Source organism: Pseudomonas fitomaticsae (assembly GCF_021018765.1).
Classification (GTDB): Bacteria; Pseudomonadota; Gammaproteobacteria; order Pseudomonadales; family Pseudomonadaceae; genus Aquipseudomonas; species Aquipseudomonas fitomaticsae.
On the sequence record NZ_CP075567.1, the window covers coordinates 3,922,377 to 3,944,830 of the forward strand.

Below are 22,454 nucleotides of genomic sequence, written 5' to 3' on the forward strand. Positions count from 1 at the left end.
CGCCGGTCTCTGACCCAGATCAGATTCCTGCCCATTGAGCGGCGTAGAAAGAAAGCGACTGCAGGGCGCTTTGTCCCGCACCCGTCTTTAAAACCGCAAGGAGGGTCTCCTCATGCTCACCGTCAAAGACCACAACGAACGAGCCGCCAATGCCTATGCCTCGATCGCCGGGCAACACTGGATCGAAGCACTCAGGGACGGTCGCCATGTGCTGATCCGGCCCCTTTCGGAAAAGGATCGGGAACGCGAGTATGCCTTCATCAAACGCTTGTCTCCGGAGTCGCGACACATGCGCTTTCTGGCGCAGATAAACGAACCGTCGGGCACGATGCTGGATCAATTGATGGACACCGATAATCGCCTGCGCCTGGCCTACGTCGCGCTGGTGCACGACAACGGCCAATTGATCGAGATCGGCGTAAGCCGCTATGCCGGCACCGGTGAACACGAGTGCGAATGCGCCGTTACCGTTGCCGATGAATGGACGCATCTGGGGTTGGGGACATTGTTGATGGAGCACTTGATCACGGCGGCGCGCAAGAATGGAATGCATCGGATCTATTCGGTCGATGCTGCCAGCAATGCCCCCATGCGTGACCTGGCCCGGACGCTGGGATTCGAACGGCACAACGATCCCGAAGATCCTCGTCAGGTCATTCACAGCCTGTACTTGTAGCCTCTGCCGCCGGCGAACGTCCGTACGGGCGATCGCCGGTGCTAGAGCCCTCTGCCCGGCTTGATCGCCAACACACTGCACGGTGCCCGGTGCAAGAGCTGTTCGGCCGTGGTGCCCAAGAGTTTGTTCATCCCTTGGTGCTGCACCGTCCCCGCCACGATCACGTCGACGTTTTGCTCTTCGACGAATCGGCAAATGGCCGGCACCGGCACCCCTTCGATGAAATGACGACAGTCCTTCGAAACGCCGTGACGTTCGGCCATCGCGGCAAACGCTTGATTCTGCGCCGTGCCCAGTGCCTCGTAGATACCGGTAGCCAGCGGCAACGCACCAAACCCGAAGTCCTGCGCATAGGCGGCGGTCCAATCGTAAACGTGCAACAACTGCAGCCGGGCATTGCACACCTCGGCCAGCTTCGATGCGGCATCGATAATCTGGTCGTTGAACACCAGATCCTGATCTTCGCTGCGCAGCACATCGATGATCGCCAGAACATGACGGGGGCGTGGGTTCAAGGCGTTGGTCACGAGGTGTACCGGGATCGGGCAATCGCGCAGCAGTTGCCAGTCCAGCGGAGTAAAGAACACCCGTTTCAAGGCCGACTCTTCATGAGCATCCTTGATGATCACCACCAGCGGTATTTCATTGATGAATTGCAGAATCTCCGAGTAAGGGTCCTGAACCCAGACCACTTCGCTCGTGACAACGATCCCGTGTCCACGCATCCGTGTTGCCTGTTCTTCGAGCCAATGGCGATGCTTCTCCAGGTAGGCGTCACGGGCCACGGCCACCTGTTCCGGGGCAAACAGCCCGGCCACTGCCAGCGCCTGTAAATAATCGAATGCCACGATATGCAGCGGTCTTTGCAACGCCTGCGCCAATGCCAAGGCACGATCAAATGCCGGCGTGTGGTTCATGGTGGGCGGAGCGATCAGCAGCAGGCGGGGTTCCTGTGACATGGAGCACCTCGGCATTGAGTGATGGCAGGGAATGAGTCTCAGGCTGCCCCTTTTACCGACAACCACTTTGATTTTTGTCAGTGTCCGGTCAAATCGTCGCTTGATCCACCAGCAGACCGGCCCACATGGCAGCGGTCAGCAGAGTCTGGCCGGGTATGACATACGCAGCGAAGCGTCGTCCGCCACTGATCCAGGCCACCAGGCATTTGCTCAATGCGTTACTGCTGACCGCCAGCAGCACGGGCGGCGCAATGGCGGCGTAATCCAACAGTCCACCCTTGGCGAGGGTGGCGATTGAAGCCGTGGAAGAATGGGCATCGGCGAATCCGCTTAGCACGGCAGTCAGCATCACGCCCGCCTCGCCAAAGTGATCGAGCATCAACGAAGACAAAAACGTCACGCCGGCCATGGTCAACGTGACCGCCAGCGCGAGCTTGAGATTGAACGCCCCGCCGACCTTGATCGGTTGGTTCGCAGCGACCGCAGGCCTGGGGAACAGCAGGCCCAGGCTGAACAGCAGCGTGACGCCGAATCCGGCCAGCAACGGCCCCCACAAGTGCGGCAACAGCGCGGTGTCGACCGCGCCGAGGATCAGCGCGACCTGCGCCGCCGTGGCCAGGTTCGACAGTAGGGCCGCCGCACTCAATACCTTGAGGTGCTCCGGGTCTTTGCGCGCGATATGCCCCATCGCCGCAATCGTCATGGTGCTGGAGGCGAAACCGGACGCGATGGCGCTGACCGCATAGCCGTAGCGCACCCCCAGCGTGCGCACGGCGATATGCCCGATGGCGCCGACGGCCATCAGTAACACGGTCAATGTACAAAGGGTGCGCAGGTTGAGTGCCGAGTACGGACCGATGAACCGGTCAGGCGTCAGCGGCAACACCACCAATGCTGCGATCAGCAGCACCAGCCCATCGCGCATCTCCGCTTCACTCAACTGGCTGCGGGCGAAGTGATGGAGTTTCTGCCGGTAAGCCAACAGCCCCGCCATGACCACGCCAACGGCGATTGCCAATTCCGGCGCTGTACCACACAGCGCGCCCAGTACCAGCACCGTGAGCAAGGCCACTTCGCTGGTCACACCAGGATCACTGCTCAGGCTGCGCCAATAAGCCACGCTGATCAGCACCGCCAGACAGCCGCCCACAATGCCCACCAGCAGCGCGCCGCCCACTTGCATCGCGACGTAACCCAGCAACGCCGTGATCGCGAACGTGCGCAACCCGGCACAGGCGCGGCGGTCGCCGCGCCCTTTGTGCCGCTCGCGCTCCAGACCGACCAGCATGCCGATGCCCAGCGCCGCGGCGGCCCCCGCCAGACCCAGTGCGTCGTTCATAGCACGACGGGGTCAGCGGCGCGCGTAACCCTGGGTCGTGCAACCGGCGCTGTATCGACAAGCGTTGGCCACGCATGAGGCGCATCGATCCGTGCCTTGAGCTGATCGACAAAAGATTGCGCAGCGACCTTGCTGTCAAACCTGACCACGAACGCATCCATTCGCACGATCCATTGGTCGCCGCTTGGTCCACTGATTTCAATGTTCATCGATCACCTCCAATCGCCGAAGACAATCCGACATGCAGTCACCGTTACGTCCCTCGAAGCAGTGTCGTGAGCTCGCCATGAGTGGCCGTCGCCGATGCCCTTGAGCGCCTCGGCGTCAGGCTGAACATCGCGGTCATCTGCCAGGGTGGGCGCTGAACCAGACTGCGCCGGGCTACGCGACCGACCCTTGATAATGATCAACAATCCACGCCGCAAACGGTCAGGGTAATCCCTGCGTCAGCGCTGCCGATCCATATCGAAGTCAAATCGAGCCAGGTCCACGCTGTCGCGATACTCCGGCACCGACACCGACCATCCCAGTTCCAGGCTGATGCGGCGGCGCAGCGTGTCGGATGCGTTTGGCTCGCCGTGCACCACGAAGGTGTGTTTCGGCGGCCGCTTGAATCCACGCAACCACTGCACGATTTCGTCGGCGTCGGCATGCGCCGACAGGGTTTGCATGGGTACCACCTCAGCGTTGATGGGTACGTCCCTGCCATGGATGCGTACGCTGGGAGCGCCCGCGACAATCTGCGCCCCACGGGTGCCACCGGCCTGAAAGCCCGGCATCAACAATGTGTTGAGCGGGTTGGGAGCCAGCGCCTTGAGATGATGGACAACCCGCCCTCCCGTCGCCATGCCGCTGGCAGCAATGATCACCGCCGGCGTGCGCAGTTGATCAAGCTCTCTCGAGTCGTGGACCGTCTGGACAAACTGCGCGACATGGCACATCCCGTCGCAGTCTTGCGCAGACAATTTGTGCTCACTGCGAAATCGCTGATACAGGCCCGTGACGTCAGTGGCCATGGGGCTGTTCAGGTAGACAGGAAGATCCGGAATCGCTTTTGTGCGTTTCAATTGATACAGGTGATACATCAGCAATTGGGCACGTCCGACTGCGAACGATGGCACCAGCGTGATGCCTCGGCGCAACGCAGTACGGTTAATGACCTCGGCCAACTGTTGATGGGGTGATTCTGCTGGATGCTTTCGGTCGCCGTACGTTGACTCCACCAGCAGAAAGTCTGCTTGCTCGATAGTTTCCGGGGCGAGCATCAAGGGATCATCTGGTCGGCCAAGATCCCCTGAAAACACCAGGGACTGTCCGTCGGCAACCACCGTGACCGTCGCCGCACCCAGAATATGCCCGGCGCAGCGCAGTTCGATGGTCATGCCGGGGACAATTTGAGCCTTGTGGTGCAACTCCACCGGCCACAACAGTCTCAACGCTTGTGCCGCGTCTTGTTCGGTGTAAAGCGGCAGCGCCGGATTGTGCTTGGAGAAACCATGCCGATTGGCGAACTCAGCCTCTTCTTCCTGCAATCGACCGCTGTCCAGCAGCAGGATTTTTACCAGTTCACAGGTCGCTGGCGTGGCGTAGACCGGGCCGCGATAACCATTGCGTACCAGTACCGGCAGATAGCCGCTGTGATCAAGATGGGCATGGGTCAGTACAATCGCGTCAAGACCGCCGAGAGGGAGCGGGAACGGGTCGCGGTTGTGCAATCGCAGTTGCTTGTAGCCCTGGAACAGGCCGCAATCGATCAGTACATGTTGATCATGATGTTCCAGCAAATACTTGCTGCCCGTCACCGTGCCCGCAGCACCCAGAAATGCGATTCGCATGGCCGTTTCCTTGAACGCTCGGAGGAGCACTATTGAGCGCTCCTTCTGGCTCGGGAGCCGTTGATTTTTATCAACTGCAGGCCTGACAGCGCTGACTTTCACTCGGAGGGCTGCGGCGGTTTGACGATCATCAGACTGCAGGGAGCCTGGTTCAACACGCTCTCGACGATACTGCCGATGAACCGGTGTTTGCCGTCGGGATACAGCGTGCCCAGAACCACCATGTCAAAAGTGTGCTGCCGGGCAAACAGGCCGATGACCTTTTGCGGGATGCCGGTCAGCAAGTGTCTGCATGAACTCTGGATGCCATAGCGTTCGGCGAGTGCGTCGAACGCTTCTTGCTGAGCGTCCTCAATTGCACCTTTCAGACTGCCATCCAGGCTGCCTGTCGGCACACTTGCGGCCCCATCACCCATGACCGCCCAGCAACCGACATTGAGCAGATGCAGCGTCGCGTCGCAGCCGGCCGCCAGTGTGGAAGCGAGGTCGAGTATCCGGTCGTTCAACCCTTGCGTCAGTTCTTCCAGATGCGACAGATCGACCGCCGCAAGAATTTTCATTGGCCTGGCATGCCCGGCGTGGGCCACCAGGTGCAGGTGTGCCGGACATTCGCGCAGCAAGTGCCAGTCCAGCGGGCGATGAAAGGCGCGGTCGAGTGCCGGGACGTAATGGGTATCCTTGATGACCAGGTCCGGATGAAAGTCATTCACGTACTCAAGCACGTGCGCCAGGTTCGATCTGGCCCAGACCACTTCAGTGGTCACGTTCAAGCCAATGCATCGTTTGAAGCGGGCCTGCTGCTCCAGCCAGTGCCGATGCACTTGCAGATACCCTTCCCGCGCCTGGGCCATTGCCTCGGGTGCAAACAGCCCGGCCGCTGCCAGCGCCGGGACATAATCGAACGCGACGATGCGCAACAGCGCGCCTGTGGCGCAGGCCAGTGCAAAGGCGCGTTCAAACGCCGGGGTCAGAGTCATTTCACCAGGGGCTATCAATAGAATGCGTTTGAGTTTGAGCACCACGTGCCTCTCCCTGAAACGTTTACCTGGAAGATTGCAAACCTGATTTCCTGAAGAGCGACATGGGCAGATGTTTCTCTGCGTGTGACCACAATCAGGAAATACTGCCGTTCAAGTATCTGGCGGCACACGTCTGGATCACTGATTTTTATCAACTGAGTCAGAGATATGTCGCCACACTGATTCATGGCTCGTTTCTGATGCACGTGAATGTCTGACAGCCCGGATCCACTCGTCGTTTGACAACGCTTTTTCCGTGTCAGTGGCGACCCGAGAACTATGCTCAACAGGAAAGTGAGGGTTCTCCCGTGGCAGAAACTCGCTCTTATCACGATCAACAACTCAAAACGGCGTGCTCCAGTTGCAGCGTTCTGGAGTTGTGTCTGCCGCTCGGTTTGACCGGTGGGGAAATCGAGCGCCTGGACACGCTGATCGCGCAGCGACTTAAGGTCAAAAAAGGCGTTGCGCTCTACCGTGTCGGTGATCCTTTACGCTCGCTCTATGCCGTGCGGCTGGGGTCGTTCAAGACCAGCGTGCTGTCGATTGACGGTCGCGAGCAAGTTACCGGGTTCCAGATTGCCGGTGAAATGCTCGGTCTGGACGCCATCAGTTCGGATCTGCACACCTGCGATGCGGTCGCGCTGGAAGACAGCGAAGTCTGTCCCATCCATTTCGGTCATCTGGAAAAACTGAGTCGGGAGCTGCCGTCACTGCAGCACAACCTGAACAAAATCCTCAGCCGGGAAATCGTTCGCGATCACGACATGCTGATGATGCTGGGCAACATGAGTTCGGATGAACGCCTCGCGGCGTTCCTGTTGAACCTGTCGCAACGCTTGAACTCTCGGGGCTATTCGTCCCGCTGCTTTGTGTTGAAGATGCGTCGGGAGGAGATCGGCTCCTACCTGGGCCTGCGCCTGGAAACCATCTGTCGCGCCATCGCCCACCTGCGCGACCTGGGGCTGGTGGAAATCACCGGCCGCGACGTCACCATTCAGAACATGGATGGGCTCAAGCAGTTGGTCGCCGGCTGCCATCGTCACCTGCGGTGAGTTGCCGACGGGCTGGCCGCAGCGTCACCTTCACGGTGTAATCGCCACTTTCATCACCCCGTCACGCTGGTGCGCAAACAAGTCATAGGCCGCTTCGATGTCATCCAGTTTGAATCGGTGAGTTACCAACGGTGACAGGTCAACCATGCCACTCTGCACAACTGCCATCAAACGCCGCATACGTTCTTTTCCGCCGGGGCACAGGGTGGTAACGATGCTGTAATCGCCCAACCCTGCGGCAAAGGCGTCGAGCGGTATGTGCAGATTGCTCGAGTAAACGCCCAGGCTCGACAATCGACCGCCCGGACGCAGCACGCGCAATGCCGATTCAAAGGTGCCTTGCGTGCCCAGTGCCTCGATCGCGACATCGACGCCGCGCCCGTCGGTCAGGGCCATGATCTGCTCGACCACATCGCCCTCCCGAAAATTGACGACATGGGTGGCGCCCAGTCGATGCGCCACCGTCATGCGCTCGGCCACGGCATCGACACCGATGATCGTGCTGGCGCCCTTGAGCCGGGCACCGGCCACCGCACACAGTCCGATGGGCCCGAGGGCAAATACGGCGACGGTGTCGCCGACGCTCACCTCGCCCCGTTCGGCACCGGAGAAACCGGTGGACATGATGTCCGGACACATGAGTACCTGCTCATCACTGAGGCCATCGGGAATCGGACAAAGATTGGCCAAGGCATCGGGCACCATTACGTACTCGGCCTGGCAGCCATCGATGGTGTTGCCGAATTTCCACCCGCCGATGGCCCGGAAACCATGGCGAGTGTCCGGCCCGTCCTGAGAACCACAACCACACAGGCACGCGTAACTTTGACCGCTGGGAGTGATGGCGCCGGCAATCACGCGCTGTCCTTCTGCGAATCCGCGCACCTGCGAACCCAGACGCTCAATGATACCCACTGGCTCGTGACCGACCGTCAGCCCCTTCGCCACCGGATACTCGCCCCGCAGGATATGTACATCCGTACCGCAAATGGTCGTGGTGGTTATTCGGACCAAAGCGTCCAGCGGGCCGATTTCGGGGATCGGTTTGTCATCCAGCACGATGCGATTGTTTTCGACAAAAATGGCGGCTTTCATGGTGGCCATGAGCATTCTCCTGAGGGATTCGACTCTTTGCCCAGCTTGCGCCGCACTACCTGACCGGCACTTGATAATGATCAACAATCGACGAAATCCACGACGATTGACCACCCGTCTGACGGCGTTCTGCCGACCACCGGTTGTTTGACAAAGATCAAATGCCCACCTCAGGCCCGGCGCAGCCTGTAACCATCGGTTCAAAGCGTCCTGCCAAAGGAGAGTCGTCATGTCAGAGCAATCGCGTTACATGCTGGTCGCCTCACCCCTAATGGAAAACAACCCGGCTTTCGACCGTGCGGCGGCATTGGCCAAAGCGGCGGGCGCGGCCCTGCACATCGTGGCTTTCGATTACCTGGAAGGTCTGGCGACCGCCAGCATGGTCAACGAGCAAGCACTGGAACAGATGCGAATCGGCTATATCGAGCGTCATCGTCAGTGGCTAGAAGAACGGGCGCATTCGATGCGCAAGCTCGGGGTCACCGTCACCACGGAAGTGGTGTGGGTGGAACGGCCCTTACAGGAAATCCTCATTCACCTCAAAGAACAACCCATGGCGGCACTGATCAAGGCGCTGGAGCCGGAATCGTTCCTGTCACGGTTGATGTTCACCCCGCTGGATATTCACTTGCTGCGCGAATGCCCGGTGCCGCTACATTTCGTCAGCCATGTCGGGCGTGCCCTGCCGCGCAAGATCCTGGCCGCCGTGGACCCGTTCCATCGTGACGGGCAGTACGCCGGCTTCAACGACCGGATCCTGCGCGAGGCCGCCAAACTGGCCAGCCTGTGCAATGCCGAACTCGACGTGCTGTATGCCCATGATCTGTCGTCGATCAGCACCAACGAATTCGGCTTCGACAATGCCTCGGCGTTCCTCTCCTCCAGCGCCGCCAAGTCCCTGTTCGATGCCCAGGCTGCCGCCTTTCGCGAACTGGCCGAGCGCAACGGGATTGCGGACGAGCGTCAGCACATGGTCATGGGCAACCCGGCCAAGGTGCTCTGCAGCTACGCGAGCGGGTATGACATCGACATGATCGTCATGGGCCGCGTCGGCCATCGCGGCGCAGGCCGGCTGGTCGGCAGTACGGTAGAGCACCTGCTGTACAAGATTCCGTGCAGCGTATGGGTGGTGTCGCCGGAACACCTGGCTGACTGAGCAGGCCTGGTCCTCAGGAGCGATTGCGCCCGCCCAGCATCCGGTCCAGGGTGTCGTCGCCGACCCAGTAATGATGGAACAGTCCGGCAGCGGCGTGCAGGCCGATCAGCCAGTAACCGGCATTGCCGATCAGCTCATGCCAGTACTTGAGCTGCTTGGCCATGTCGGTATCCACCGCCAGCGGCGACGGCAGATGAAAGCCGAAATACGGGAAAGGTTTGTCTCCGGCCGCAAGCATCAGCCAGGCCAGCACCGGTGTGACGATCATCAGCACATACAGCGCCAGGTGCATCAGATGCGCGATTGCGGTCTGCCAGGTGGGAGGTTTCGGCGTGATCGGCGGACGCGGCGTCAAGCGCCCGAGCAGACGAACCCACACCAGAACGAAAATGCTCGCGCCGAATAGCCCGTGCAGGCCCATGAGCAGGCCCCGCGCTTCGCTGCCTCGGGGCATGAAGCCTTTTATTTCAACGCAGGCATACACGCCGACGAACAGCGCCAGCATCAGCCAGTGCAAGGTGATCGACAGTTTTCCATAACGGGGTGCGGCCATGTCGCGGGTCATAGTTGCCTCGTGATTGTTGTGAGCGACGGCCGACTCGTTCGGCTGTCTCGATCCGGTTGCCGGGCGAACCGACGGCGTCACACTGCCTTGACAGTCTTAAGACAATCTGAAGATCCGTCGTTCGTTAACCTTTTTTCACCTTCAGACTTCGTTAAGAAATGGTCCGGATACTCCACTCAAACCTATTGAGGGAGGCGTTCAGCCCATGCCCGATTCTGACTGGAACATTCCCCTGCCCCTGCGTTTTGGCCAAGGCGAAACACCGCAGATGCAACTGGCGAGCGCCCAACCCGGCGACGCTCAACGGGCGGCCTTCGAAGCGTTTATTCAACAACGCTTTCGCAAGGCCCACGGCGCCGATATCCGCCATTTCATGCCCGAACTGTTTGGTGTGCACAACGACTCCGGCGCCTTGTGTGCGGTGGCCGGGGTACGTCGTGCGCACCTTGAACCGTTGTTTCTTGAACGCTACCTGGACGAGCCGATCGAGCCGTTGATCAGCGCAGCCGCCGACCGTCCTGTGGAGCGCAGCGGGATTGTCGAAGTCGGCAACCTTGCCGCCAGCGACACTGGCAGCGCACGCCTGAGCATCATTGCCATCACTTACGTGCTGGCCATGGGCGGTCTGGAATGGGTGACCTTCACCGGCAATATCGGCCTGGTCAACAGCTTCCATCGCCTGGGTCTGAAACCCGTGACCCTGTGCGCCGCCGACCCGGAACGCCTGGGCGATGAACGTCACAACTGGGGCAGCTACTACGAAAGCAAACCCTGGGTGCACGTGGGCAATATCCGCGCCGGTTTCATCCATCTGCGCAACATCGGTCTGTTCAGCCGGCTGGGATTGCCGACGTCTATCGAAGGAGCCTGCCATGTCGCTTGAACGGCAACGATTCCAGGAAACCCTGCGCAGCCATGCAGGGCGCAATGACAACGCTTTGGCATTGTGGGGCGACACCCTGAAAGTCAGTTACACGACGCTGTACGCCGAGGTGATGTACCGCCAGCAACGCTTGCGCGATGAAAACGTGAAGGTCATTGCCCTGGCACTGGAAAACGGCGTCGAGGCCATACTCTGGGATCTGGCGGCGTTGTTTGAAGGCTTGACGTGCGTGACCCTGCCACCGTTCTTCAGTGCGGCGCAGCGTGGCCATTGTCTGGAAGAAAGCCAGGCCGAGCGAGTGATCGCTGAACCTGCGCTGGAGAGCGAACTGCTCGCCGCCGGTTATGAAAAGCGCGGTGAATTCTGGTGCCGTTCTTTCGAAGGTCCTGACCGTCTGCCCGCCGGTACCGCCAAGCTGACATTCACGTCCGGCACCACCGGAACGCCGAAAGGCGTGTGCCTGAGCGCCGACAGTCTGTTGCTGGTAGCACGGGAACTCGACGAAGCCAGCAAGCCCACTGATCCACACCACCACTTGGCGTTGCTGCCGCTGGCGATCCTGCTGGAAAACCTCGGCTGCTACGCGGCGCTGTACGCCGGAGCGACGCTGAGCGTGCCAAGCCAGAAAACCCTGGGCATCCAGGGCGCCAGCGGCGTCGACCTGCCGCGCTTGCTCGGCTGTCTGTCCAGCCGGGCACCCGAGAGCCTGATCCTGGTGCCGCAGTTGCTGCTGTTACTGGTCAGTGCCGCCGAACAGAAAGCCTTCGATCCGCAATCGCTGCGTTTTGCCGCCGTCGGTGGCGCACGAGTTTCCGAGGATCTGCTGCACCGCGCGCAACGGGTCGGCCTGCCGGTCTACGAAGGCTACGGCTTGTCAGAGTGCGCCTCGGTGGTCTGCCTCAACCGGCCCGGGGCTCGGCGTCCGGGCAGTGTCGGGCGGCCCCTGCCCCATGTCGACGTACGCCTTGCCGAAGACGGAGAGGTGTTGATCAAGGGCTCGACACTGATCGGTTACCTGGGCGAACCGGCATTCAGTGATGAATGGTGGCCCAGCGGTGATCTGGGCGAATTCGATCCGGAAGGTTTTCTCTACCTCAAGGGCCGCAAGAAGCATCAGTTCGTCACCAGCTTCGGGCGCAACGTCAACCCGGAATGGGTCGAGTCCGAACTGACCCAGCGCCATCACATCGCCCAGGCCTTTGTGTATGGCGAGGCCTTGCCGCATAACCACGCCCTGCTCTGGCCGCATCGTCCGGACTGCACCGATGCTCAGTTGGCGGCTGCCGTCGCCGCTGCCAACGAGGCCTTGCCCGATTACGCCCAGGTGCATCACTGGACGCGCCTGCAACAACCTTTCACCGCCGCCAACGGCCTGCTCACCGCCAATGGGCGCCCACGCCGCGAGGCGATCGTCGCGCAGTACCGCGCCGTGCTTACCGAATCCGCCCTTTTCGAGGAATCCGCACCATGAGTTTTTTCGACACCCTGCAAGAAGCCACACAGCAGGAACGCCACGAGCTGTTCAATCTGCCGATCATCCTCGATGCGCTGCAAGGCAAGGTCAGCCTTGAAAGCTATCGCGCGTTTCTCGCCCAGGCCTACTACCACGTGCGCCACACCGTACCGCTGATGATGGCCTGTGGTGCGCGCCTGCCGACGCACCTTGAATGGCTGCGCAAAGCCGTGTGCGAATACATCGAAGACGAATACGGCCACGAGCAATGGGTGCTCAACGACATCGAGGCCTGTGGCGGCGACCGTAACGCGGTGCGTGATGGCCAGCCGTCGCTGCCGATCGAGCTGATGGTCAGCTTTCTCTACGACCTGATCGCCCGGGGCAATCCGGTGGGTCTGTTTGGCATGGTCAATGTGCTCGAGGGCACCAGCATCGCCCTGGCCACCCACGCCGCGGGCAGTATCCGCGAGCGTCTGGCCCTGCCAGAAACGGCGTTCAGCTACCTCAGTTCCCACGGTTCGCTGGACATCGAGCACATGCAAACCTATCGCCGGCTGATGAATCAGCTGGAAGATCCGGCCGACCAGGCGGCGGTGATCCATGCCTCGAAAGTCGTCTATCGGCTCTACACCGACATGTTCCGCGGCCTGCCCCGTGACGCGGAGGCTCAACATGCAGCTGCATGAAGCCCGTGTGGTGTTGACCGGTGCCAGCGGCGGAATCGGGATAGCGATCACGCGTGCCCTGTGCGCTGCCGGTGCGCAGGTCCTGGCGGTCGCGCGACATCAGGAATCGCTGCGCCCGTTGCTCGAGCTTTACCCACAGAACCTGTGCTGGGTCGCTGCCGACCTGACATTCCTCAGCGACCGGCGCAAGGTGCTGGCGGCCGCCGAGGCCATCGGCGGCATCAACCTGCTGATCAACGCCGCCGGGGTCAATCATTTCGCAATGCTGGAACAGCTCGACGACAGCGACATCAACGCCATGCTGGCGGTGAACATCAGTGCGCCGATCTGCCTGACCAAGCTGTTGCTGCCGCTACTCAAGCAGGCCGACAGTGCCATGGTGGTCAACGTCGGCTCGACCTACGGTTCGATCGGTTATCCCGGTTATGCCAGTTACTGCGCGACCAAGTTTGCCTTGCGCGGATTTTCCGAGGCCTTGCGCCGAGAGTTGTCGGATACCCGGGTCGGTGTGTTGTACGTGGCGCCCCGCGCCACGCGCACCGCCATGAACAGCCCCGCCGCCCAAGCCTTGAATGACGCACTCAAATCCAGCGTCGACGACCCGCAAGCCGTCGCGAATGCCGTGATCCATGCGATTGCCGGCGATCGCCGAGACCTCTATCTGGGCTGGCCGGAGCGTTTTTTCGTACGCCTCAATAGCCTGCTGCCCAATCTGGTGGATCGCGGTCTGCGCAAGCAATTGCCATTGATCCGTCGCCTGAGTGAAAAACCTGAAAACGAGACGCCGAAACCATGAAAAAAATTCTCGCCTGTGTGCTGCTGGGCGCCCTCAGTCAAAGTGTCTGGGCGCTGGACGCTGCCGATCAACAACGCCTCAACAGCATCCAGCAGAGCTGGGCGCACATCCAGTACGAAACACCGGAGAAACAGCGCGCCGCTGCGTTTGAACAGTTGGCCGCCCAGGCAACGCACTTCGCCACCGAACGTCCGGCCGTCGCCGAGGCCTGGATCTGGAAAGGCATCGTCACCAGCAGTTGGGCCGGTGCCGAGGGCGGGCTCGGGGCCTTGGGCAAAGCCAAGGACGCCAAAGCCGATCTGGAAAAATCCCTGACCCTCGACCCCAAGGCATTGCAAGGTTCGGCCTACACCAGCCTTGCCGCGCTGTACGACCGGGTACCGGGCTGGCCGATCGGGTTCGGCGACAGCGACAAGGCCGAACAACTGCTCAAACAAGCCCTGCAACTCAACCCGGACGGCATCGACAGTCTGTACTTCTGGGGCGATCATCTTTACCGTCAAAAACGCTACGCTGAAGCCAAGGCAGCGCTGCTCAAGGCCCAGCAAGCCGCTCCACGCCCAGGCCGGGAAAGTGCCGACGCCGGGCGCCGCAAAGAGATCGCCACGTTGCTGGTGGACGTGAACAACAAACTCGACTGACAGGAGTCCGTGTGCGCTTATTACTGATCGAGGATGACGTGGCCCTCGGCGAGGGCATTCATCAGGCGCTGGGGCGCGAGGGTTACACCGTCGACTGGCTCAAGGACGGCAGCAGCGCCCTGCACGCCCTGCTCAGCGAAACCTTTGATCTGGCGGTGCTCGATCTCGGCCTGCCGCGCATGGACGGGCTCGAAGTCCTGCGTCGTCTGCGTGGCAGCGGTTCGAACCTGCCGGTGCTGATCCTTACCGCTCGCGATGCCACCGAAGACCGCATCGCGGGGCTGGACGCCGGTGCCGATGACTACCTGATCAAACCCTTTGACCTGGCCGAGCTCAAGGCCCGTCTGCGCGCCCTGCTGCGACGTAGCGCCGGACGCGCGCAGATGCTGATCGAACACGCCGGCATCAGCCTCAACCCCGGCACCCAGCAAGTCAGTTATCTGGGCCAGCCGGTGGTGCTCACGCCCAAGGAATATCAACTGCTGCACGAACTGCTGTCGCCGCCGGGCCGGGTCATGACCCGCGATCACCTGACACAACTGCTCTACGGCTGGAACGAAGAAGCCGAGAGCAACACCCTGGAAGTGCACATTCATCATCTGCGCAAGAAATTCTCCACCGACCTGATCCGCACCATCCGGGGTGTGGGATATCTGGTGGAGGAGCGTCGATGACCTCGATCCGGCGCCGCACCCTGACCCTGATCATCGGCCTGATGCTCGCCGGTCTGACCGTCCTCAGCCTGTTCAACCTGCACGACAGCAACCACGAAATCGCCGAGGTCTACGACGCACAACTGGCACAGAACGCACGGCTGCTGCAAGGCGTGATGCGCATGCCGTTGCCGGGGCAGGAACACGCCGATCTTTATCGGGCATTCAACTCGGCATTGGCCGAAGCAATACCCAAGGGTGACGGCCATCCCTACGAAAGAAAACTCGCCTTTCAGGTCTGGAATGCCAAGGGCCAGGTCCTGGTGCATACCGCCAGCGCGCCCTCCTTCAGCACGCCGCCGATCCAGCCTGGCTTCAGCGACGTGGAGGATCTGAACAAGCGCCACTGGCGGGCGTTTGTGCTGGAAGACAGACAGAATGGGTTGCGCATCTGGGTGGGTGAACGCGGTGACGTGCGAGCGGATCTGGTTGACCGGATCGTCCGCCATACCCTGTGGCCGAACGTGATCGGCAGTCTGATCCTGGCGGCGATGATCTGGCTGGCCATCGGCTGGGGGCTCAAGCCCCTGGCCAACATGGCGGCAACCCTGCGCGCCCGCCACAGCGGCTCCCTCGAACCGCTGCAATTGACACCTCTGCCCAGCGAGCTGGAACCGATGCAGGCCGCGCTCAACCGCATGCTTGCGCAGATCCAGGAAGTGCTCGGCCGGGAACGCCGGTTCATCGCCGACGCCGCCCACGAAATGCGCACGCCGCTGGCGGTACTGCGGGTACACGCGCAAAACCTGCTGGAGGCCGGTACCGAGCAGGAACGTCGCGAGTCACTCGAATTTCTGATCGCCGGGGTGGATCGCACCAGCCGACTGGTCAATCAGCTACTGACCATGGCCCGCCTCGAACCCAAGGCCAACGCGCCTGCCAACCAACGCATCGACCTTGGCGACACCGTGCGCAACAGTCTGGTGCAACTCACGCCATGGCTGCTGAGCAAGCATCTGGAACTGGCGTTCGACGTCAGCGACCAACCTTTTCCAGCGCTCGCTGATGCTGCCACCATCGACATTGCCTTGAACAACCTCATCACCAACGCCGCCAACTTCTCCCCGGAGCAAGGCGTGATCAGCGTGCAATTGACCCGGGCCGACGGGTTTTACCATTTGAGCGTTGAAGATCAGGGGCCGGGTATCGATGAAGCGGACCGGGCACGATTGTTCGAACGGTTTTACAGTCGGGGCAATCCCGAGGGCGCGGGCCTGGGGCTGACCATCGTCAATACCATCGCAACGCGTCTGGGTGGGGGGATCACACTGGAAAACCGGGTCGAAGGTGGCCTGCGGGCGACGTTGTCGATTCCCGCCAGTTGAACAGGTCTTGCGAGCGTTGAGTCATGGCGCAACCATCGGCGGCGCCTTGCCTTGCAGGGCGATCGAGTCGGCATCGGAGCGCTGCACCGTCTCCGGCACTGCCAACCAAAGCAGCACCAGCGCCGCCATTGCCACCGCCGCCAGGGTCAAAAACGCAGCGCTATACCCCGCCTCCTGAACCACAATCCCCGCCAGGCTGTTGCTCAACGCCGCCCCCAAACCAAACACCGTCGAAATCGCCCCGAGGCTGACATTGAAATGCCCGGTGCCCAGCGTCAGGTCTTTCACCACCACCGGAAACAGTGCCCCGAAAATCCCCGCGCCGATGCCATCAAGCAACTGCACCGAAACCAGCCACCACGGATCGTTCGACAGCACATACAACACGCCGCGCAGCGGCAGAATCAGAAACCCCACCAGCAGCAACGGCTTGCGCCCCCACAGATCGGCCTTCGCCCCCACCAGCAGCGCGACCGGCACCATCACCAGTTGCGCCGCGACGATGCAGGCGGACGTGAGCGGCGTGGCCATCTGCAGATTGGCCTGCGCCAGTTTCTGACTCACCAGCGGCAACATCGCCGCGTTCGCCAGATGAAACAGCGCACAGCAAATCGCGAACATCAGCAGCGGTCTGTTGGTGAGCAGTACGGAAAACCCCGTAGGCTGCTTGCCCTGCCCCGTTTCGCTCGGCGAAAGACCTCGGGCGAGGTCGTGATCAATGGCTTGTGCCGATACAAACGAGACGGCAATCACACTGGCCAGCGCCATGACTGCCATCAGATAAAACACCGCGACGGGGCCGAACAGGTACGCAGACAAACCGGCCAACAACGCGGCACAAGCATTGCCGGCGTGATTGAAGGTTTCGTTGCGCCCGGTCCTTCGCGTAAATGCACGAGGCCCGGTGATCCCGAGAGTGATCGCGCAGATGGCGGGGGCAAAGATCGAAGCGGCGGCTGCACTGATGGCTTGCGTCAGCGCTACCAGACTGAACGACGTCACAAACGGCAGCAGCAGACAGCTGCCGGTGACAACCAGCGCGGCAATCGCTATCAGCGCCCGTTTGAAGCGTGTGCTGTCGACCAGCGCGCCTGCCGGGGTCTGCGTGATGAGCGCGGCGATCCCGGCAATGGTCATGACCAGCCCAATGCTCGCCGGCTCCCAGTGGTGAACCGCCAGCAGATAAATCGCGAGATAAGGACCGAGCCCGTCACGCACGTCGGCGAGGAAGAAATTCAGGCTGTCGAGGGACAGGTCATTGCGGCGATCGAGGTGAGTGGCCAAGGGTAACGTCTTCGTTGTCGAGGTTCTGCGAAATGACTCAACCTCCGCAAATCGAATGACCTTTTGCCAAGCGTTTTAGTTGCATGAAACAGCCGTCCGTTACGGCCCCATCAACAGTTCGCGCTCGCCTTCGCACAACCCCACCACGTAATCCCAAACCACCCGCAACCGCACCGACTTGTGCAACTCCCGCCGCGTACTGATCCAGTAACTGCGCTCGATGCTCTCATCCGGCAACAGCGCCACCAGATCCGGATCCGCTGCGGCCATGTAGCAAGGCAGCACCGCAATCCCCAGACCCGAGCGCGCCGCCTGTTGCTGGGCAATCACGCTGGTGCTGTGAAACACCACCCGTGGATTGCGGCAGAAGCTGTTGAGGAACATCAGCTCCTGACTGAACAGCAGATCATCGACATAGCCGATCCACGCGTGCCGTCCGAGATCTTCGCGACTGCGCAGCGGTGGCGCATTGTCGAGATAGGCGCGGCTGGCATAGAGCGCGAGCCGGTAATCGGTGAGCTTGCGGGTAACCAGCATGTCCGCCGCCGGCCGTTCCAGGTGAATGCTGATTTCCGCCTCGCGGTTGAGGATGCTGACGAAGCGCGGCACCGCCACCAGTTCCACTTCCAGTCCCGGATAACGCTCGAACAACCCGATCATGCGGCTGGCCAGAAACATGATGCCCAGGCCTTCGGTGACACCGACGCGGATCTTGCCCAGCGGTGCAGTGGACTGAGTGATTTCCTCCTGCGCCAGCAGCGCGACGTTCTCCATGGCCTCGGCATGTTTGAGCAGCGCCTCCCCCGCCGGGGTCATTTCGTAGCCTTGGGCGTGCTGGACGAACAGCGCGGTGCCGAGGCTTTTTTCGATGGCCTCGATGTGCCGCGCGACGGTCGCGTGCGTAGTGTTCAAACGGCGGGCGGCGGTGAGCAGTCGGCCGCTGCGTTGCAGCTCGAGAAAGAATCGCAGGTCGTTCCAGTCGAACATGGCTTGTCCTTGTCGGCTATCGTCAGGGAGCGCTGTTTGAAAACGCACAGCGGCTGCGCAAAAACTAACATTCTTTTGACGAAAGCTAACAACTAGGATGACTGACAACAAAAACAATAAGCGAGGTCAGGGAATGCAGACTTCCCTCGATGAATTCGATTACATCGTGGTCGGCGCCGGGCCGGCCGGGTGTTTGCTGGCCAATCGGCTGTCGGCGGATCCGCAGCAGCGCGTGCTGTTGCTGGAAGCCGGCGGGCGCGACAACTACCCGTGGATTCACATCCCCGTGGGTTACCTGTTCTGCATTGGCAACCCGCGTACCGACTGGTGCTTCAAGACCGAAGAACAACCGGGCCTCAATGGCCGCGCGCTGAGTTATCCGCGCGGCAAGGTGCTGGGCGGCTGTTCGTCGATCAACGGCATGATCTACATGCGCGGCCAGGCCAACGACTACGACGGCTGGGCCGCCGAAGGCAATCCGGGCTGGGCCTGGAATGACGTGCTGCCGTTGTTCAAGCATAGCGAAAACCACTTTGCCGGCGCGGCGGACTTTCATGGCGACAAGGGTGAGTGGCGAGTCGAGCGCCAGCGTCTGTCGTGGCCGATTCTCGATGCCTTCCGCAGCGCTGCCGAGCAAAGCGGGGTCGCCAGCATCGATGACTTCAATCAGGGCGACAACGAGGGTTGCGGTTACTTTCAGGTCAATCAGAAAGCCGGGGTGCGCTGGAACGCGGCGAAGGCGTTTCTGAAGCCGATTCGCGATCGGGCCAATCTCACGGTGTTGACCGACGTCGAGGTGGATCGCGTGTTGTTCGAAGACGGTCGCGCCTCGAAGGTCAGCGCCCGCTGGCAAAGTCAACAAAAGAGCTTCAAGGCGCGCAAGGAGATCGTGTTGTGCGCAGGCTCCGTGGGCTCGCCGAGCATTCTGCAACGCTCCGGAATCGGCCCGCGTCCGCTGCTGGAAAAACTCGGAATCGGCGTCGTGCATGAGCTGCCGGGCGTCGGTGGCAACCTGCAGGATCACCTGCAACTGCGCCTGATCTACAAACTGGAAAACGCCCGCACCCTCAACCAGATCGCCGGCAGCGTGTGGGGCAAGATGGGCATGGGCCTGCGCTATCTGTACGACCGCAGCGGGCCGTTGTCGATGGCGCCGAGTCAGTTGGGCGCGTTTGCCCGCTCGGGGCCGGAACAGACCTCGGCCAACCTCGAATATCACGTGCAGCCGCTGTCGCTGGAACGCTTTGGCGAGCCGCTGCACAGCTTCCCCGCGTTCACCGCATCGGTGTGCGATCTACGTCCGCAGAGCCGGGGCCGAATAGAGATCCGCTCCGCCGATCCGCAAACCGCGCCGCTGATCCAGCCCAATTACCTCAGCCATCCCGAAGACCTGCGCGTGGCCGCCGATGCGATTCGCCTGACCCGGCGCATCGTCAGCGCCCCCGCCCTGCAAGCCTTCAACCCGGTGGAATACCTGCCCGGCGCCAGCCTGCAGACCGAAGAACAACTGCACGAAGCGGCGGCGAAGATCGGCACGACGATTTTCCATCCGGTCGGAACCTGTCGCATGGGCACCGACGCGGACGCGGTGGTCGATGCGCAGCTGCGCGTGCATGGCGTGCCGGGCCTGCGGATTGCCGATGCGTCGATCATGCCGCGCATTACCTCGGGCAACACCTGTTCGCCTACGCTGATGATTGCCGAGAAAGCGGCACAGCTGATCCTCAACCCAACCGCCCGGAGTTTTCCCGCCGAAGAAAAAGCACTGACCGCACTCTCTTGACCAAAGGAACAGCGGCGCCCGCCCACAAGGTCGGCGCCGACAGTGGAAACAACAAAAACAATCACTGTGAGGGATACCGATATGTCAGAACACGTTCAGCCTCTGGACGCCGTGCGCAGCACGGACGCCAGCCCCGATACCCGAAAGGTCATCTTCGCCTCGTCCCTGGGGACGGTGTTCGAGTGGTATGACTTCTTTCTCTACGGCGCCCTGGCGGCGGTCATCAGCAAGCAGTTCTTCGCCGGGGTCAACGACACCACGGCGTTCATCTTCGCGCTGATGGCGTTTGCCGCAGGCTTCATCGTGCGGCCGTTCGGGGCGCTGGTGTTCGGTCGGTTGGGGGACATGATCGGGCGCAAATACACCTTCCTCGCGACCATCATCCTGATGGGCGTGGCGACGTTCGCCGTGGGTCTGCTGCCGACCTACGCCAGCATTGGCATCGCCGCACCGATCATTCTGGTGATACTGCGCATGCTTCAGGGCCTGGCCCTCGGCGGCGAATACGGCGGCGCCGCGACTTACGTGGCCGAACACGCGCCGATCGGCAAACGCGGTTTCCACACCAGCTGGATTCAATCCACCGCGACCCTCGGTCTGCTGCTGTCGCTACTGGTGGTACTCGGTTGCCGTTACTTCACCGGTGATCAGTTCGAAGTCTGGGGCTGGCGCATTCCGTTCCTGCTGTCGATCGTGCTGCTGGGCATTTCCACCTGGATTCGCCTGAGCCTGCATGAGTCGCCGGCCTATCTGAAGATGAAAGAGGAAGGCAAGGCCAGCAAGGCGCCGATCCGCGAATCCTTCGGCAAATGGGAAAACCTCAAGGTCGTGCTGATCGCGCTGTTCAGCATCAACGCCGGCCAGGCGGTGACCTTCTACGCCGCGCAGTTCTACGTGCTGTTCTTCCTCACCCAGTTCCTGAAAATGGACCCGGCGGTGGCCAACAGTCTGCTGATCATCAGCGTGGTGATCGGTGCGCCGTTCTTCATCATTTTCGGCTGGCTGTCGGACAAGGTCGGACGCAAACCGGTGCTGATGCTCGGCCTGCTGCTGGCCACGGCGCTGTACTTCCCGATCTTCAAATCCCTGGCCCACTACGCCAACCCGGCCATCGACCACGCCAGCCAGCAGGCGCCGATCACCGTTGTGGCAGACCCGGCCACCTGCACCTTCCAGTTCGATCCGGTGGGCAAGGCCAAATTCGACAGCCCGTGCGACAAGGTCAAGACCTTCCTGGTCAAGCAAGGCCTGCCCTACTCCAGTGTCGCCGCCCCGGCGGGCAGCACCGTGCAAGTGAGCGTCGGCGATGTGAAACTCGACGGCTTCGACGAGGCGGCACTGCGCGGCGCCATCACCCTCGCCGGCTATCCGCAACAGGCTGACCTGCAACAGATCAACAAACCGATGATCGTGGCCCTGATCGTCGCCCTGATCATCATCTCCGCCATGTGCTACGGCCCGCTCGCGGCGCTGATGGTCGAACTGTTCCCGACCCGCATCCGCTACACCTCGATGTCCCTGCCGTATCACATCGGCAACGGCTGGTTCGGCGGGTTCCTGCCGACCGTGTCGTTCGCGCTGGTGGTGTACACCGGGGATATTTTCTACGGGCTGTGGTACCCGGTGCTGATTACCGGGGTGAGCCTGGTGGTGGGCATGATCTGTCTGCGTGAGACGAAGAATATCGATCTGGACAAGAACTGATCCTTGATCGGTGTGGCGAGGGCTTCATGCCCTCGCCACCCACTGAATCTCAGACCTCCGCCTCCAGCAATTCAAACTTCACCTGATCGGGATAAAACGCGACATAGTCCTTGATCTGGCTGACCGAAATCTTCGGATGTTCGTACGTCCACACCGCATTCGCCCCTTCATGCCCCGGCACTTGCAGACTGAAATAGTTGGCGTCGCCCTTGTACGGGCAATAACTCGTGTGGTCGGTGCGGGCGAAGTATCTTTCGTCGATGTCTTCGCGCGGGATGTAGTAGACCGGCGGGTAATTGGCCTCGAGCAGCACCAACGCTCGGGCCGAGGCGGCGACCTGTATGCCGTGGAATTTCACCAGGAGGCAGCCTGGCTGCTCGGCGATAGTGATGACGGGACTGGGACCGGAGGTTTTCATCGGTTTCTCCTGACTGCGGCGAAGAGAGCGTTTCAGGTATAACCCATGCGGGGGAATCTCGTCGGGTTCGCAGCCGAACGGT

General features: G+C 61.3%; 22 protein-coding genes. 12 read left to right on the forward strand and 10 right to left on the reverse strand.

The window, feature by feature from the left end; all coding sequences use genetic code 11:
• Positions 1 to 112 precede the first annotated feature (112 nt).
• Complete coding sequence (locus KJY40_RS17535) at positions 113 to 676, forward strand: GNAT family N-acetyltransferase (RefSeq protein ID WP_230731416.1); 564 nt, start codon at positions 113 to 115, stop codon at positions 674 to 676.
• Between the two features lie 41 nt (positions 677 to 717).
• Here KJY40_RS17535 and KJY40_RS17540 read toward each other — a convergent pair whose 3' ends face one another.
• From KJY40_RS17540 to KJY40_RS17560, 5 genes are all read right to left on the reverse strand, one after another.
• The gene (locus tag KJY40_RS17540; protein ID WP_230731419.1) at positions 718 to 1,635 is read right to left on the reverse strand and encodes a universal stress protein; all 918 of its coding nucleotides are present in this window, start codon (positions 1,633 to 1,635) and stop codon (positions 718 to 720) included.
• 88 nt (positions 1,636 to 1,723) lie between these two features.
• Positions 1,724 to 2,974 carry an MgtC/SapB family protein gene (locus KJY40_RS17545; protein ID WP_230731421.1) on the reverse strand — a complete coding sequence of 417 codons (1,251 nt, stop codon included), beginning with the start codon at positions 2,972 to 2,974 and terminating at the stop codon, positions 1,724 to 1,726.
• Entirely contained in the window at positions 2,971 to 3,183 is a 213-nt protein-coding gene (locus KJY40_RS17550) for a hypothetical protein (RefSeq protein ID WP_230731423.1), read from the reverse strand. The genes KJY40_RS17545 and KJY40_RS17550 overlap by 4 nt, the downstream gene beginning before the upstream one ends.
• A gap of 237 nt (positions 3,184 to 3,420) precedes the next feature.
• Entirely contained in the window at positions 3,421 to 4,809 is a 1,389-nt protein-coding gene (locus KJY40_RS17555; RefSeq protein ID WP_230731425.1) for an MBL fold metallo-hydrolase RNA specificity domain-containing protein, read from the reverse strand.
• 98 nt (positions 4,810 to 4,907) lie between these two features.
• Positions 4,908 to 5,828, reverse strand: a complete 921-nt coding sequence (locus KJY40_RS17560) for a universal stress protein (protein WP_230731427.1) — start codon at positions 5,826 to 5,828, stop codon at positions 4,908 to 4,910.
• A gap of 308 nt (positions 5,829 to 6,136) precedes the next feature.
• On the opposite strand from KJY40_RS17560, the gene fnr reads away from it, so the two are divergent.
• A complete protein-coding gene (fnr, locus tag KJY40_RS17565) occupies positions 6,137 to 6,880 on the forward strand; it encodes a fumarate/nitrate reduction transcriptional regulator Fnr (RefSeq protein WP_230731429.1) in 744 nt (247 codons plus the stop codon).
• A 30-nt stretch (positions 6,881 to 6,910) separates the two neighbouring features.
• Here the strand turns inward: fnr and KJY40_RS17570 are convergent, their stop codons facing one another.
• Positions 6,911 to 7,984 carry an NAD(P)-dependent alcohol dehydrogenase gene (locus KJY40_RS17570; protein WP_230731431.1) on the reverse strand — a complete coding sequence of 358 codons (1,074 nt, stop codon included), beginning with the start codon at positions 7,982 to 7,984 and terminating at the stop codon, positions 6,911 to 6,913.
• Between the two features lie 220 nt (positions 7,985 to 8,204).
• Between KJY40_RS17570 and KJY40_RS17575 the strand changes: the two genes are divergently transcribed.
• Complete coding sequence (locus KJY40_RS17575; RefSeq protein WP_230731433.1) at positions 8,205 to 9,131, forward strand: universal stress protein; 927 nt, start codon at positions 8,205 to 8,207, stop codon at positions 9,129 to 9,131.
• Positions 9,132 to 9,144: 13 nt separating this feature from the next.
• On the opposite strand, the gene KJY40_RS17580 is transcribed toward KJY40_RS17575, so the two are convergent.
• Positions 9,145 to 9,696, reverse strand: coding sequence for a cytochrome b (locus KJY40_RS17580; protein WP_230731435.1), 552 nt, complete (start codon positions 9,694 to 9,696; stop codon positions 9,145 to 9,147).
• Between the two features lie 205 nt (positions 9,697 to 9,901).
• Between KJY40_RS17580 and KJY40_RS17585 the strand changes: the two genes are divergently transcribed.
• The 7 genes from KJY40_RS17585 to KJY40_RS17615 are packed head-to-tail and all read left to right on the forward strand — an operon-like array spanning position 9,902 to position 16,196.
• Positions 9,902 to 10,579: a thermostable hemolysin gene (locus tag KJY40_RS17585; RefSeq protein ID WP_230731437.1), complete on the forward strand. Its 678-nt coding sequence runs from the start codon at positions 9,902 to 9,904 to the stop codon at positions 10,577 to 10,579.
• Positions 10,569 to 12,050, forward strand: a complete 1,482-nt coding sequence (locus KJY40_RS17590) for an AMP-binding protein (protein ID WP_230731439.1) — start codon at positions 10,569 to 10,571, stop codon at positions 12,048 to 12,050. Before KJY40_RS17585 ends, KJY40_RS17590 begins: the two co-directional genes overlap by 11 nt.
• The gene (locus KJY40_RS17595) at positions 12,047 to 12,721 is read left to right on the forward strand and encodes a TenA family transcriptional regulator (RefSeq protein WP_085687680.1); all 675 of its coding nucleotides are present in this window, start codon (positions 12,047 to 12,049) and stop codon (positions 12,719 to 12,721) included. The genes KJY40_RS17590 and KJY40_RS17595 overlap by 4 nt, the downstream gene beginning before the upstream one ends.
• Complete coding sequence (locus KJY40_RS17600) at positions 12,708 to 13,517, forward strand: SDR family oxidoreductase (protein WP_230731441.1); 810 nt, start codon at positions 12,708 to 12,710, stop codon at positions 13,515 to 13,517. Before KJY40_RS17595 ends, KJY40_RS17600 begins: the two co-directional genes overlap by 14 nt.
• A complete protein-coding gene (locus KJY40_RS17605; RefSeq protein WP_230731443.1) occupies positions 13,514 to 14,158 on the forward strand; it encodes a tetratricopeptide repeat protein in 645 nt (214 codons plus the stop codon). The genes KJY40_RS17600 and KJY40_RS17605 overlap by 4 nt, the downstream gene beginning before the upstream one ends.
• A gap of 11 nt (positions 14,159 to 14,169) precedes the next feature.
• A complete protein-coding gene (locus tag KJY40_RS17610; RefSeq protein WP_064379489.1) occupies positions 14,170 to 14,832 on the forward strand; it encodes a response regulator in 663 nt (220 codons plus the stop codon).
• On the forward strand, positions 14,829 to 16,196 hold the full coding sequence (locus KJY40_RS17615; RefSeq protein WP_230731445.1) for an ATP-binding protein: 1,368 nt from the start codon (positions 14,829 to 14,831) through the stop codon (positions 16,194 to 16,196). Before KJY40_RS17610 ends, KJY40_RS17615 begins: the two co-directional genes overlap by 4 nt.
• Positions 16,197 to 16,217: 21 nt before the next feature.
• Here the strand turns inward: KJY40_RS17615 and KJY40_RS17620 are convergent, their stop codons facing one another.
• Both KJY40_RS17620 and KJY40_RS17625 read right to left on the reverse strand, forming a co-directional pair.
• Entirely contained in the window at positions 16,218 to 17,480 is a 1,263-nt protein-coding gene (locus tag KJY40_RS17620; protein ID WP_230731447.1) for an MFS transporter, read from the reverse strand.
• Between the two features lie 99 nt (positions 17,481 to 17,579).
• Positions 17,580 to 18,467 carry a LysR family transcriptional regulator gene (locus KJY40_RS17625; protein ID WP_230731449.1) on the reverse strand — a complete coding sequence of 296 codons (888 nt, stop codon included), beginning with the start codon at positions 18,465 to 18,467 and terminating at the stop codon, positions 17,580 to 17,582.
• 133 nt (positions 18,468 to 18,600) lie between these two features.
• Between KJY40_RS17625 and KJY40_RS17630 the strand changes: the two genes are divergently transcribed.
• Both KJY40_RS17630 and KJY40_RS17635 read left to right on the forward strand, forming a co-directional pair.
• Positions 18,601 to 20,250 carry a GMC family oxidoreductase gene (locus tag KJY40_RS17630; protein WP_230731450.1) on the forward strand — a complete coding sequence of 550 codons (1,650 nt, stop codon included), beginning with the start codon at positions 18,601 to 18,603 and terminating at the stop codon, positions 20,248 to 20,250.
• An 81-nt stretch (positions 20,251 to 20,331) separates the two neighbouring features.
• On the forward strand, positions 20,332 to 21,954 hold the full coding sequence (locus KJY40_RS17635; RefSeq protein WP_230731451.1) for an MFS transporter: 1,623 nt from the start codon (positions 20,332 to 20,334) through the stop codon (positions 21,952 to 21,954).
• Between the two features lie 49 nt (positions 21,955 to 22,003).
• On the opposite strand, the gene KJY40_RS17640 is transcribed toward KJY40_RS17635, so the two are convergent.
• Positions 22,004 to 22,372: a DUF427 domain-containing protein gene (locus tag KJY40_RS17640; protein ID WP_230731452.1), complete on the reverse strand. Its 369-nt coding sequence runs from the start codon at positions 22,370 to 22,372 to the stop codon at positions 22,004 to 22,006.
• Between the last annotated feature and the right edge of the window lie 82 nt (positions 22,373 to 22,454).

Excerpts from the sequence above, each read along its gene's own strand:
- KJY40_RS17545 (WP_230731421.1), bottom strand. The coding sequence starts at position 2,974 with ATGAACGACGCACTGGGTCTGGCGGGGGCCGCCGCGGCGCTGGGCATC.
- KJY40_RS17540 (WP_230731419.1), bottom strand. The coding sequence starts at position 1,635 with ATGTCACAGGAACCCCGCCTGCTGCTGATCGCTCCGCCCACCATGAAC.
- KJY40_RS17535 (WP_230731416.1), top strand. The coding sequence starts at position 113 with ATGCTCACCGTCAAAGACCACAACGAACGAGCCGCCAATGCCTATGCC.
- KJY40_RS17605 (WP_230731443.1), top strand. The coding sequence starts at position 13,514 with ATGAAAAAAATTCTCGCCTGTGTGCTGCTGGGCGCCCTCAGTCAAAGT.
- KJY40_RS17630 (WP_230731450.1), top strand. The coding sequence starts at position 18,601 with ATGCAGACTTCCCTCGATGAATTCGATTACATCGTGGTCGGCGCCGGG.
- KJY40_RS17635 (WP_230731451.1), top strand. The coding sequence starts at position 20,332 with ATGTCAGAACACGTTCAGCCTCTGGACGCCGTGCGCAGCACGGACGCC.
- KJY40_RS17615 (WP_230731445.1), top strand. The coding sequence starts at position 14,829 with ATGACCTCGATCCGGCGCCGCACCCTGACCCTGATCATCGGCCTGATG.
- KJY40_RS17595 (WP_085687680.1), top strand. The coding sequence starts at position 12,047 with ATGAGTTTTTTCGACACCCTGCAAGAAGCCACACAGCAGGAACGCCAC.
- KJY40_RS17590 (WP_230731439.1), top strand. The coding sequence starts at position 10,569 with ATGTCGCTTGAACGGCAACGATTCCAGGAAACCCTGCGCAGCCATGCA.
- KJY40_RS17600 (WP_230731441.1), top strand. The coding sequence starts at position 12,708 with ATGCAGCTGCATGAAGCCCGTGTGGTGTTGACCGGTGCCAGCGGCGGA.
- KJY40_RS17585 (WP_230731437.1), top strand. The coding sequence starts at position 9,902 with ATGCCCGATTCTGACTGGAACATTCCCCTGCCCCTGCGTTTTGGCCAA.
- KJY40_RS17580 (WP_230731435.1), bottom strand. The coding sequence starts at position 9,696 with ATGACCCGCGACATGGCCGCACCCCGTTATGGAAAACTGTCGATCACC.
- KJY40_RS17640 (WP_230731452.1), bottom strand. The coding sequence starts at position 22,372 with ATGAAAACCTCCGGTCCCAGTCCCGTCATCACTATCGCCGAGCAGCCA.
- KJY40_RS17555 (WP_230731425.1), bottom strand. The coding sequence starts at position 4,809 with ATGCGAATCGCATTTCTGGGTGCTGCGGGCACGGTGACGGGCAGCAAG.
- KJY40_RS17570 (WP_230731431.1), bottom strand. The coding sequence starts at position 7,984 with ATGGCCACCATGAAAGCCGCCATTTTTGTCGAAAACAATCGCATCGTG.
- KJY40_RS17575 (WP_230731433.1), top strand. The coding sequence starts at position 8,205 with ATGTCAGAGCAATCGCGTTACATGCTGGTCGCCTCACCCCTAATGGAA.
- KJY40_RS17550 (WP_230731423.1), bottom strand. The coding sequence starts at position 3,183 with ATGAACATTGAAATCAGTGGACCAAGCGGCGACCAATGGATCGTGCGA.
- KJY40_RS17625 (WP_230731449.1), bottom strand. The coding sequence starts at position 18,467 with ATGTTCGACTGGAACGACCTGCGATTCTTTCTCGAGCTGCAACGCAGC.